General features: G+C 43.4%; 7 protein-coding genes and 3 pseudogenes. 4 read left to right on the forward strand and 6 right to left on the reverse strand.

Annotated features, from left to right (window positions below; genetic code table 11):
- A partial coding sequence (locus tag H735_RS12360; RefSeq protein WP_337588576.1) for a transporter substrate-binding domain-containing protein occupies positions 1-1,359 on the reverse strand: 1,359 nt, incomplete at its 3' end.
- 478 nt (positions 1,360-1,837) lie between these two features.
- Between H735_RS12360 and H735_RS12365 the strand changes: the two are divergent.
- Positions 1,838-3,028: pseudogene (locus tag H735_RS12365) on the forward strand (IS91 family transposase).
- Between the two features lie 211 nt (positions 3,029-3,239).
- On the opposite strand, the gene H735_RS12370 reads toward H735_RS12365, so the two are convergent.
- The 3 genes and pseudogenes from H735_RS12370 to H735_RS12380 all read right to left on the reverse strand — a co-directional run bounded on the left by H735_RS12370 (position 3,240) and on the right by H735_RS12380 (position 6,861).
- Entirely contained in the window at positions 3,240-4,115 is an 876-nt protein-coding gene (locus H735_RS12370; protein WP_020197922.1) for a hypothetical protein, read from the reverse strand.
- A gap of 193 nt (positions 4,116-4,308) precedes the next feature.
- Positions 4,309-5,419: pseudogene (locus H735_RS12375) on the reverse strand (transposase).
- A gap of 758 nt (positions 5,420-6,177) precedes the next feature.
- Complete coding sequence (locus tag H735_RS12380) at positions 6,178-6,861, reverse strand: DUF3472 domain-containing protein (RefSeq protein ID WP_152447695.1); 684 nt, start codon at positions 6,859-6,861, stop codon at positions 6,178-6,180.
- Between the two features lie 342 nt (positions 6,862-7,203).
- On the opposite strand from H735_RS12380, the pseudogene H735_RS12385 reads away from it, so the two are divergent.
- Positions 7,204-8,378 (forward strand): annotated as a pseudogene (locus H735_RS12385) (IS91 family transposase).
- Between the two features lie 183 nt (positions 8,379-8,561).
- Here the strand turns inward: H735_RS12385 and H735_RS12390 are convergent.
- A complete protein-coding gene (locus H735_RS12390; protein WP_020197840.1) occupies positions 8,562-9,374 on the reverse strand; it encodes an AraC family transcriptional regulator in 813 nt (270 codons plus the stop codon).
- A gap of 776 nt (positions 9,375-10,150) precedes the next feature.
- Between H735_RS12390 and H735_RS12395 the strand changes: the two genes are divergently transcribed.
- Positions 10,151-10,870 (forward strand): helix-turn-helix transcriptional regulator, encoded by a 720-nt coding sequence (locus H735_RS12395; RefSeq protein WP_027726839.1) that lies wholly within the window; start codon positions 10,151-10,153, stop codon positions 10,868-10,870.
- Positions 10,871-10,939: 69 nt separating this feature from the next.
- Here the strand turns inward: H735_RS12395 and pdxH are convergent, their stop codons facing one another.
- A complete protein-coding gene (gene pdxH, locus H735_RS12400) occupies positions 10,940-11,575 on the reverse strand; it encodes a pyridoxamine 5'-phosphate oxidase (protein WP_009706666.1) in 636 nt (211 codons plus the stop codon).
- A gap of 476 nt (positions 11,576-12,051) precedes the next feature.
- Between pdxH and H735_RS12405 the strand changes: the two genes are divergently transcribed.
- Entirely contained in the window at positions 12,052-12,729 is a 678-nt protein-coding gene (locus H735_RS12405; protein WP_005435794.1) for a response regulator transcription factor, read from the forward strand.
- Positions 12,730-12,742 lie beyond the last annotated feature (13 nt).

The raw sequence follows: 12,742 nt of genomic DNA on the forward strand, positions 1-12,742 counted from the left end.
TTGGTTGATAAGCTCAACCACGTCTTTGTCTTTCTCCTTCATAAACAGAGAAAATTCCAAAGGTGGCGCGTCGAGCAATCCGACATGAATATTGGTCAGCTTCACTAACCGCTTCATCTCAACCATGGTTAAGTAACTGTCTACAAGGTACTGAATGTCACCCATGTGCAGCGCTCGTTTTGCTAAGTCGAGATTCGGCTGTTCGATAATGTTCAGTGACGGATAGCGTTCAAGTAGCCATTCCTTCATGCCAAAACCCGCCACCACACCAATACTGTCATCACCTAATTTTGTCAACGACTTAGGCATTAGATTGGTAGTTTTCGTCGCAATCGCAAGCTGCCCTATGAACAGAGGATCACTTTTAATACCTAACTCTGGCGGTGTGCCAAGTACAGGTTGGAGGATATCAATCTCTACCTTGCGATATTTCTTTTCCAACTCTCTTGAGCTGAAACCATTAACGAACTCTAACGTCATGCCCGTTTTCTGCGAAACCAGATTGAGTACATCAACAGCATAACCACCTGGTTCGCCACTCTGGGTGTAGTCGTAAGGTCCCCAGTCGTTTTGATTCGAAACAACAAACTCTCGGTCTTCTAGCAAGGCTTTTTGCTGCTCGTTTAACACCAAAAGTGATGAATCAGGAATATCCACTTCATGAAAAACATTGATGTTAGATGCAACCACTTCACCACGATTGTTGAATATAAACGCTTCGACGCCATCATCCTTCTTCATCCCAAGTTCGGTAGCGCTGATCTTTTCACTCAGTGAAGAAAGCACCGTATCTACGCCAATAACGGCGCCTTTACTGCGCACTGAATAAGACTGCCCGGTGATTTTCAGATGTTGAAACAGATAAGGATCGGTTTTGTAAACGCTGTCTCTTGAGGCACCCGCAAACCAAGGTCGGCGAGATGGATAAAAGTTACTTTTCTGTTCCGTTTGGCGGACAACCTCAAGCGATTCCGAGTAATACATGGTTTGTCGCGTTCGCGCCTCGCCGTCACCTTTGATGGTGATGATGACCCAGCGCTCATTGGCGGTTGCCCCTATCTTTCCTCTAACTTCTGGGGACGATTCCAAATTGATGACTTGGAAGAAATACTCGTTGTTATTGGCAAAATAGATACTGTAAAAAAACGGATTGTCGATGAGCGCTTGGATGAACCCTTTTTGAATATCATCCACTCTAAACTGTGTATCACTGAAGTCTGTCATGCTGCGTAAGATACCCGCACTACTAGTTGCACTTGCATCGATTTGATGAATATAGTTGCTCACATCTGTCGCTGCCGTCGTCAGGCGCGTCAAGATATGCTCTTCCGCCATTTGTTTCCCAAAATAATACTGCATTCCAACACCAAGGAATGCAGTTATAGCTGTGGCAAATAAAAATAAGCTTCCAACAGTGAATTTAATGGAAAATTTACGGGAAGTGTCGGCTTCAGTTTTCACGCAATCTGTACCTTTCGACATGCTTTAAAATATAAAAATTTCTACTATTGATGACTCACCATATAAAGCGCTTTTCATTTTGTCGCTCAATCCATCTCTAATGCATGACATTTATTAACAATATAGACAAAGAACACTACACAATGCGAATATATAACATGTGATGCATGTTATGACTTAGATTATAGCCTGTTGGACCAGCTTCATAGCAGACAAGAATCAAACTTCTCCCTGCCGTTCTGAACTCGCGGCAGCAACGGCAATTGTATCCTTGTGTACATCAATTAGCGGCATAGCCGCCTGAGCGAGCTCCGCTCGAAAGCAAAGAGACTTAACCTTCACAGTGTGCTGACAATTCGGCATTACCCTACTGGTAATGCACTTGCGGTTTCTCAGACAACTTTTCTCTCGAAATGGCACCTGGGCCATTTATCTCAGTAAGCACATTTCTGAAATCAGGGATGTCGTTGTCGATAACGTCACCCGAATGATGGCTTGTGGCTCCGCGAGTATGAGAGCACGCCTCTATAAGTGCAAAAACTCCGGCTGTACCTACACCAAATATCTCAATCAAAGCTGTAAGTCTCGTGCTTGCAGCAGTTGTGGCGTCAAATCCACCGAAAGGTGGATACGCCAACAACAGCATGTGTTGCCTGACTGCGAATGACAACACATCACCTTCACCATACCGAGCACTCTCTGACCTATCTTTCGTCATAATCGCTGGTTACTTAATCGATTATTCAAATGCGCGGCCGATATTTTAACGACTTGGGCAAAACGGCAAGGCTTAGAAATAGACGTTTTCTGTGCGCTTCATACCTACGGCCGCAAGCTCAATTGGAATTGCCATGTCCACGCTTCAGCAACACAGGGAGGAATTTGCCAACGAACAGGGTTATGGAAGCCAATTTATTTCAAAGCCAAAGTAACAGAAGCATGTTGGCGAGCTGCGCTCACGCAACTCTTAAGGGCGCATTACTCAGAGCTTAATTTAAGCCATGACGATTGCTCGTTCATACGTCATGAAAAAGACTGCTTCGCCTTTCTGCGTAGCCAATATCACCGTCGTTGGAAACTGCATTTTGGTTAGAAAACGGACCAACCGCATAAGACGATCAATTTCCTAGGTCGTTATTTGAAGCGGCCTCCTATTTCAGGCTCTCGCTTGCATCACTACAGCAAAGGCGGTCAGCTGACGTTTGAATACCTCCCCCATCGGATTGGAGAAAAGGAAATGCTAACCTTAGCCGCTGAGGATTTGATCTGCCGGCTCATCGAACACATCCCTGATAAGCATTTTAAGATGCTCCGTTACTACGGTTTTCTGTCGAATCGTCGCCGTGGTGAAATGCTACCAAAAGTCTACGATGCGTTAGAGATGGAAAGCAAGGGCGCGCCAGCACTGCCTTGCTATGCGAGTATGTTGAAGAAGCTTGCTAACGTCGATCCTTAGGAAGGTTTGCTCTGCAAAGATGGGGTAGAGTTCGTCAGTTTTAGAGCGGGTGAAAGCCGCGAAGAATTGATAAGACAGACGGTTTTAGAAGGACAATTGAGGTCAGCTTAATTCCTTCCTGTGGATAAGTTTATCTGTAATTTGAACAGACACGCTCATGGCAACATTTCCGAAACATCACCCCCAACTCAAACACACCACCACTACAAAACAATCACAATCAATTGAATTACCTTCGAATTAGCTTGCTCTTTCGACGGTAAGGAAACTTTGAGTCACCTTACCTTCGAGCGACTATTATGCATCACTTACGCTTTATTAGCTATAACAAGAGTAAATTTTTAGCCGAAATTAAAGATGAAACTAACTCATAAGGGCAAAATGAGTAAATTATCCAGCGATACCATGTCTTATTATGTAAGACTCCTTGGTTTTCCGAGCTTTTAGGTCCAAATGCTATTACATCCCCGCCAAAAATTCTTAATAATTCATCGGAACCACAAACTCTATTTATCAATACAACACTTGATAAATCATTGACTCTATAGAGGATTTCTGTTAACATTATTTTAATTATATTACCCAACACTTTGGGAGATACAGAATATAAAGATGGAATAACTACAACTTCATTTAACAAATCAAAATTAACAAAGATTGAGTTTTTATAAAGATATGTTTCTTTAAACATGCAAACATGCATGCTTGAATAAACAACATGTCCAACTGGATAGTTAGAATCATTAAAAAACAATGTTACCTTTGAATTATATTGTTCATTTAAGAAACTATCTCGCAGGTTTTCAATAACGTTTTTTCTATAGCTATCTAAAAAATACGTTGGAAGTTGAGTTAAGTTTGAATATGTCAGATAGTTGAGTTGTTCCAAATTAACATAAAACCAATTGTTCCCTCCCCTTTGATTATAGCGCTTATTTATAGCATATTCCAATTCTTTTTTCTTATATTTATAGGCATTAATAAGATTATGCATATCGTCGAAAAGTTTAAGAGAAAAAAGAACTCCAAGCTGCCTCTTCATTGTAGGCTTAGTCTTTCTTGTTTCCCATCTTGAAATAGTACCAACATCAATTCTTTCACAATTAATGTTTGTTGAAGCCAAAAAATTAACTAATTCAAGCTGGGTTTTATTATTTTTCTTTCGAAAAGTTAGGAGGGCAGATGAAAAAATACTCACAGCACGCCTTATTACTAATATAAATACCAATGATAAAGTTTGAAGCTCAAACGAAAAACACATGTCAAGATAATGTTAATTTACTTTCTTGTCAATTGGCGTCCTAAAAATAAGAATCTTTCTTTGCAATACTAATATTTAGATACTATCAGTTTCTCTCAAAGAGCTATTGTCAAATGTGGTGTATGGAGGGTCATGCTGTAGCCTGTTGATGAGCCTCCATTTCTTTCACTCCATCGATGAAGCGAACATCTTTCACAACATCTGCTAGGAGCGCAAACCTCGTAGACGACACCACTTCGTCTCTGCACTGCGCATTAACTTGTAGGCGAATCAACGTAGTCTTTCTGTTTCCACAGCTCTTTGTCTTGTTCGTGCGTAAACATACAGTGGCGAACATCGATTCTATTGGGTTCGCTGTCCTGATATGAACCCAGTGTTCTGCAGGGTAAACGTAAAACGCCAGCATTTCAGTTTTATCTTTCACCAAACTTTGGAAACTTGGCTTCAAAGCGTTTCAGGAAGGTAGAGAAGGCGTGATAAGCATCATCTCTAGTTTCTGCCATCCAGATATCTTGCAGTGCTTCCTTCATTCGTGGTTGTACGCTTTTGGGGACTTTGTTAAGCACATTTGCTGTCTTATGTACCCAGCAACGTTGCTGAGCCGTTTGAGACCAACACTTAGCAACAGCTTTCCAGAAGCCAAGGACTTCTTTGCGTCCAGTGTCATCGACACCAATGATGACGAGTAAGCAGAGCTTATCGTCCATCCTAACGTGACAGTAAACACTGTCAGCCCAAACGTAAACATAGCGACGCCTACCGAGGTCACGCTTACGCCACTGTTCGTACTCTGCATACCAGCGTTCTTTAAGGCGACAGATGCTGTTGGCTGACAGGCCTTTCGCATCCTTACCAAGCAAAGACTCAAGGGCGGGTAGCATATCACCCGTAGATATCCCCTTGAGATAGAGTAACGGGAGCAGTGTTGCAACGCTCTTTGTTCGCTTGAGGTACGGTGGTATCAAGCTGCTATTAAATTTGACGCCATTACTAGAGCGATCACGAACCTTGGGAATTTGCACCTCGACATCGCCGACACCAGTTTGCAATGTTAGTTCAGGTAAGAAACCGTTGCGGACAATGACTTGTTTGCCGTCAACCATTACATTCTGATGTTGGGCAAGTAGCTGTTGAAGCTCAGCTTCAACAGCTTGTGCAATCAAACCTCTAGCCCCTTGACGTATTAGTTCTATAAGTGAGTCTTGTGGTGTATTCAGTGAAACAACAGTATTATCAGTCATACGGTATACCTATCTGTTAATCGTTCTGGGGAGAACTGCATCAACAGATTACACCGTAACTTCCTTTCTCTTCCATACACCAGAAATCAGCATAGCTCGCCATTGCTAGAGAAAAGTTGTCTGAATGAGCGTAAGTGCATGACCAGTAGGATAATGCAGAATTGTCAACACACTGTGAAGGTTAAGTCTCTTTGCTTTCGAGCGGAGCTCGCTCAGGCGGCTGTGCCGCCGTTTGTGAAAATGCCGTGACTGCTTACGAGCGCTTTTATGCGCTCGCAGAGTTATTATATCGAAAGGAATGGTTTGCCACGTTACGACCAATATTTGCGACAGAACCTTAATTTACTGGTAGTATTGGTACCAGCTTCTTTGAGATGAATACTCTCCCTCAGGTGGAGTGCAAGATGATAGGAAAGCTTCTACTTGGCTTCCCGAACGGGGCATAACTACACAACTATTATCGACGCCAAGATAGTTTAAGCCAACATTAACTATCTCTTTGTATTCAGGGTAAGTCACAGAATCGTTTAGCATCCAAGATGACAATTCAGAATTATTAATATCATCACAGCTTACTAGCTTCATACGATCAGATGATTCTGATACTGCAGATAAGCATAATCCAGAAGCGGTTTCCAAAGAATATGTTCCAGTTGCAGCCTGTGGGAGTAATCTCCAAACTTGATCTGTCTCTTCATTACAAGCTCGAGTTTGAGGGTGGTTTGTTGCCTCCAGTGAATATATGTTGTAACTTAAGCTTAAGCAGCCTCATAACCATTTAAGTCTTGGATGAGCTTGTTTTTTACGTAAACAGTTTCCATATTACTAGGGTATTCGTCCTCATTTACTCTAATCAACAGGCTAGAAGAGTTGTTTGGGTAGCTTTTCGCTGAAAATACACAGATGTCGTTCGGATCTTCGATTACTGTGACTGAGTCAGAAGTATATGTATCTCCATCTTCATTTATACCTTCAACTGACCCATATATAACCTTTGCAGTTTGTTCTTCAGTACCAGAAATATATCCCTCAATAAAATCCTGCGATGAGTTTCTAAATAGACCTTGTCCAGCTGGATAGCTAAATGAACCAATCTCCACTATGAATTGATTTGTTTCATCATTATAAAGTTCCCCTGTGTAAATATCTCGTCCATTGATGTTTTCTTTGGCACTGGCATGTATGCTGTACATTGTGTTCAGATCTATATCAACTCGCGTTGCGCAACTAACTCCTGCTCCCCCATCTGCACCATAGTTGCAGTTTGGATGTTCTGTTTCTGCTGTTTCATTAAATGAGCTAAACACAAGCTGAATAGTGTGCTTTCCTTCAATGCTTGATGATTTTGATTGATAACCTAAATAAGGTCGAGACCCTCCCTCCATAGAAAAGTGAAAAGCAAAATACATGCCACTTTCATTAGGATTATCAATGAATGACATAGGAAACCTGAGTTCTGAATACAAATCCTCTGGTGAATTTTCACCAAGATCTCAGTTCACACTAGGAGAAGCATTAACCCCTAAACTAAAGAGTATGCGTGCTAGAGGTGTATATACTAATTTCATCTTTTAATTCTCATAATCTAAACGAAGAATAGGTATTTTAGATTAACTATTTAGTATTTACTGCCGTTTCCTGATTTATTAAACCACACCGTTATTGGTATTTTTATTGATAACTCACTTTCAAGCGGCGGCATAGCCGCCTGAGCGAGCTCCGCTCGAAAGCAAAGAGACTTAACCTTCACAGTGTGCTGACAATTCTGTATTACCCTACTGGTCATGCACTTACGACCACTCAGACAATTTTTCTCTCGGAATGACACCTGGCCTATTTATCTCAGTAAACACATCTCTGAAATCAGAGATGTCGTTGTCGATAACCTCACCCGAATGATGGCTTGTGGTTCAGCGAACATGGGATCACAGCTCTATAAGTGCAGGAACTCCGGCTGTACCTACACCAAATATCTCAATCAAAGCTGTAAGTCTCGTGCTTACAGCAGTTGTGGCGTCAAATCCACCGAAAGGTGGATACGCCAACAACAGCATGTGTTGCCTGACTGCGAATGACAACACATCACCTCCACCATACCGAGCACTCTCTGGCCTACCTTTCGTCATAATCGCTGGTTACTTAATCGATTATTCAAATGCGCGACCGACATTTTAACGACTTGGGCAAAACGGCAAGGCTTAGAAATAGGCGTTTTCTGGGCGCTTCATACCTACGGCCGCAAGCTCAATTGGAATTGCCATGTCCACGCTTCAGCAACACGGGGAGGAATTTGCCAACGAACAGGACTATGGAAGCCAATTTATTTCAAAGCATGTTGGCGAGCTGCGCTCACGCAGCTCTTAAGGCGCATTACTTAGAGCTTGATTTAAGCCATGACGATTGCCCGTTTATACGTCATGAAAAAGATTGGTTCGCCTTTCTGCGTAACCCATATCACCGTCGTTGGAAACTGCATTTTGGTAAGAAAACGAACCAACCGCATAAGACGATCAATTACCTAGGTCGTTATTTGAAGCGGCCTCCTATTTCAGGCTCTCGCTTGCATCACTACAACAAAGGCGGTCAGCTGACGTTTGAATACTTCCCCCATCGGACTGGAGAAAAGGAAATGCTGACCTTAGCCGCTGAGGATTTGATCTGCCAGCTCATCGAACACATCCCTGATAAGCATTTTAAGATGCTCCGTTACTACGGTTTTCTGTCGAATCGTCGCCGTGGTGAAATGCAGCCAAAAGTCTACGATGCGTTAAAGATGGAAGGCAAGGACACGCCAACGCTGCCTTGCTATGCGAGTATATTGAAGAAGCTTGCTAACGTCGATCCTTATGAATGTTTGCTCTGCAAAGATGGGGGAGAGTTCGTCAGTTTTAGGGCGGGTGAAAGCCGCGAAGAATTGATAAGACAGACGGTTTTGGAACGACAATTGAGGTCAGCTTAATTCCTTCCTGTGAATAAGTCTATCTGTAATTTGAACATACATGCTCATGGCAATATTCCCGAAACATCCCCCATCCAACTCAAACACACCACCACCACAAAACAATCACAACCAATTGAATTACCTTCGAATTAGCTTGCTCTTTCGACGGTAAGGAAACTTTGAGTTTCCTTACCTTCAAGATTAACCAACCTGTTTCTTATACTGAGAAGGTGATAATCCTTGTAAACGAGTGAAAGTATGCGTGAAGGTACTTTGGCTCGAAAAGCCGGTGAATTCGGCAATTTGCCCCAAGGTTAAGTGGCCTTGTTCAATCAAATCGCGCGCCATGTCGATGCGTTTGCCTAGCACGTACTGATGCGGCGTAATGCCCATCTGATCTTTGAACAAGCTATGGAATTGGCTTTCACCCAAAAACACACTGCCTGCCAACTGCGCCACACTGATTTTATGACTCAAATGCTGTTCGATGTAGCGGTCAATGGCTTCCAAATCAAAGCGCGATTCTTTCTTCGACGTTTCAAATGCAGAAATATGACGCTGCATAAGAGCAATCACGGTATCGTTACATGCGCGGCTAAGCAGTAAATCGTCTGGGTGATTACGCATCTCTTGCACTAACATTTGAATCAGCTTTTGGATTTGACCATCTAATTGGAAGTAAAGATGAGAGCGCTCTAGATTGTTGATTTTCTGCAGCATCTCGGGATCATCGTTGGCAGGCTTTGGCATGTTGAGCACCAAAATGTCTGATTGATGAATCACGCCACCGAAAGTATGATCAGAAGACGCCGTTACGATGCAACCTTGCCCTGGCCCAACCAAGTTTCCCTGACCACGAACCTCAAATTCGGCCTGTCCTTTCAAACCGATCACGATCTGCGTGTAAGCATGATCATGGCAATCCATATAAGACGGAAGCGTGATCAACTCTGCTGGTTTAGGCAGCATGATCTCTTTATATGGCGGGGCTTTCGGGTTATCTGAATCACTCACTTCGAACAGTCGTCTTTATACAGTCGGCTTACACCTTGGCATCATATACCTTCTCGGTTAGGTTGCAAATCTTCCCCTTTCCAATCGCACAAGATCAAACCAACACGATCAAGGTGTTCTACATGATCATAGTTCCGGAACGATGATCATGTAAGAGTAACTTACGGTCAATGTGCAACCAATTTTTTTAACAAAACGGACAGATAGCCAAAATTACCAAAGATGAGACAAGCCGTTCACAAAGATCCTTGCAGTTGAAATGCAAACCAATGTAAGCCGCGGGGTCAGAATTACGATCGAAAGCGTGTGAAATGCCCGAAAAACAGGGAGATAGAGGGATTTCCCCCCTTACCAATATGCTCACAATTCAATACATTAGACCTCGAGCTCTAGGATGCATACGACCCTGATCTCAACGGTATCTACTTGATACCTCTAACTTACTTAGCAGACCCTCGCTATGTAATTTAGAACCTCTTCTACACGTCGACAAGATTATATCTTGTGTTGCCAGCCCGTCTTCAGGCTGGCTTTTTTTTGCCTATCGCCAATGAAAACAATGGCATAAGCTGATAATATATCGGTCATCTCACCGTATCCTGACGTTAATCATCACGCTGAGTTATCTTGCTCGACCTTCTCTCTTCCAGGTCTATCTGGCGCGATTCTCGAAAGCATGATCAAGGTGATGGTTGTGATTCAAAAACGCAGGATAAACGAAGTGAGAATACCGACCTGCAATCATGCAGGCGATGAGTAGCAGTAGTGAGTCCATTGTGAATATTCCAGTCAATACCATAGAACAGTCGCTCCTTCGACAGCTACCGGGTTGTTGGGGATGCAAAGATAAAGATTCGGTATTCCGCTATGTGAATCAGGAATACGCCGAGTTAATTGGGTACGATTCACCTGAAGCCTGTATCGGTAAAACAGACTTTGAAATGGCTAGCCCTACCACTGAGTGTGCACAAGAGTTTCGAGAACAAGATAAACACGTGATTGAAACTGGCGAGTCTCTAAAGATCCTCGATATACACCCTTATCCAGATGGTCATTGGCGCGCGCACATCTTTACCAAGACGCCTTGGCGAGATGACGATGGCAACATCATTGGCACCATATTTTACGGTCGTGAACTGACTGATACTGCCGTCATCGAAGTAGGCTATTGGGTTTGCCGAGCCATTGGCGGCTCACCTAATCAGCAGTCGATCTTCAGATTCGCTAACCTTAAGCCCGAGCCGGAGAAGCTAACTTGCCGTGAGCAAGAGACTTTGTTCTTGTTGCTGTATGGAAAAAAGCCGCAATTCATCTCTCAGGTGATGGGGATTTCAACCAAAACCGTAGAAGGGCATGTGGCTCGTCTTCGCACTAAGTTTGAAGCCAACAGTAAAAACGAGCTCATCGATAAAGCCATGGAAGCTGGTTACGGCTCAATTGTGCCAAAGACTCTGCTGAAACATCAGCTTTCTGTTGTGCTTAACGGCGAACGCTGATTCTTGATTCTGTTCAAACAAAAACACCGCCAATTTCGGCGGTGTTTTTTTATCTATTCATCGAAGTGACTACGGCGCAAGACGGTCGATGTCCCACTCACCTTCTTGATTTGAGAACAAGAAACGATCATGCAGACGATGTTCACCACCTTGCCAAAATTCAATGCTTTGTGGCTTAACGCGGAAACCACCCCAGAAAGTCGGCATCGGGATTTCACCTTTGGCAAACTTCTGCTTCAGTTCGAGGAATTTACCTTCTAGTACACCACGCGCTGAAATACGGCTACTTTGTTTGCTCGCAATCGCAGCCAGTTGGCTGTCTTTCGGACGAGAAGTGAAATATTTCATGTTTTCCATGGCGGTAAGCTTTTCTGCGACACCAGTAATGTGAACCTGACGCTCAAGCGGGTGCCATGGAAAATGCAGGCTGATGTTGCTGTTGTGCTCAAGCTGCTGCGCTTTGCGGCTGCCCAAGTTGGTGTAGAACACAAAACCATCTTTATCGACGCTTTTTAGCAGCACAATGCGTTGAAACGGCATGCCATTTTCGTCGACTGTCGCGACTGTCATCGCCGTCGGGTCAGTCAGACCAGCTTGTACCGCTTGTTCTAACCACAGGTTAAATTGATCAATCGGATCTGCTTTTAAATCTTTACGACGCAGGCCACCTTTTGTGTACTCACGACGAATATCAGCAAGTTCCATCTTCACTCCTTCACTCGTTTTTGTCGATTGTGCGCCCGATAATTTCGAAATACAAGGACAGCACACATGGATGTTTAAAGACCTAGTACGACTCTTACGGTTGGAGTACTACAAAGATCCATCGCACGGGATGCCGAAGCGTAACAAACAAGCCCAGACTTCACTGTGATTTATGTCGTTAGGTTGATGAAAGTAGGGTGAAAACCAACAATGTGAAGTCATTCCAAAATAATATTGCTCGTTTTTGCTCCACTAAAGACAATAATTGCTACCCAGTGGCCTCAAAAACCTCAGAATTTCAGGTACTAATGCAGGTGAATCGTAAGTTTATTAGCTTATTCACCTACCTCAATTCGCTCTGAAAGCCGGACTCTCAATCCCTTTTTTGAGGCCGCTTGGGTATACTAAAAGACATGCATAATAAAAGTGGATAACCACAACACATTAAACAACGTTGCTAGGAAAGGCATTTGCTTATGGACAAGCTAAGACTGTTCGAACTCTCCAATCAGCTCAGGTGCGCCGAAAGCTCCGACGCTATTCATGCTTGGTTTGGAGAACTACAAAACGAAATTGATTTTGAATTCAGTATCCTCGGTTTATTTGGTGATGATTACGCTCCAGACCCTGTCTGTTATGGTTTCTCTCCCGATCAATTTGCCAACTGCTTTAGTAAAAAAACCGCCGAAAGTGACCCGTTAATCGCGGCATTACAGCAATCCAATCACGGCATCATGGCTCTGATGGACTCACATACCCATCCAGATTACGGCAAGCGCTTACTGCTGGCCGGATATCATGGCGACAAGAAAGCCATTTATCTCACCTCCTTTGGTGACCGCCAACCTTCCAGCGAAGAGATAGACGCGTTATATCTTTTAACTCCCCACCTCTATATGGCTTCAAGTTATGTCTGTGATCGTAACATCCGAGTGGAAACGCTCCCTGCTCCAGAGAGCCAACTAACGACTCGAGAATGTGAATTGCTTCCTTGGTTAAAACTGGGTAAGAGTAATTGGGAAATCAGTCGCTTACTCAACATCAGTGAACGTACTGTCAAATACCACCTACAAAATATTTATCGTAAGTTGGATGTACATAACCGAACACATGCCGTGTCAAAAGCGATCGAGTTAGGCTGGTACGAGGATTAAAAAAGGCTTAGGA

The sequence above is a fragment of the Vibrio owensii CAIM 1854 = LMG 25443 genome, assembly GCF_000817815.1.
Lineage (GTDB): Bacteria > Pseudomonadota > Gammaproteobacteria > Enterobacterales > Vibrionaceae > Vibrio > Vibrio owensii.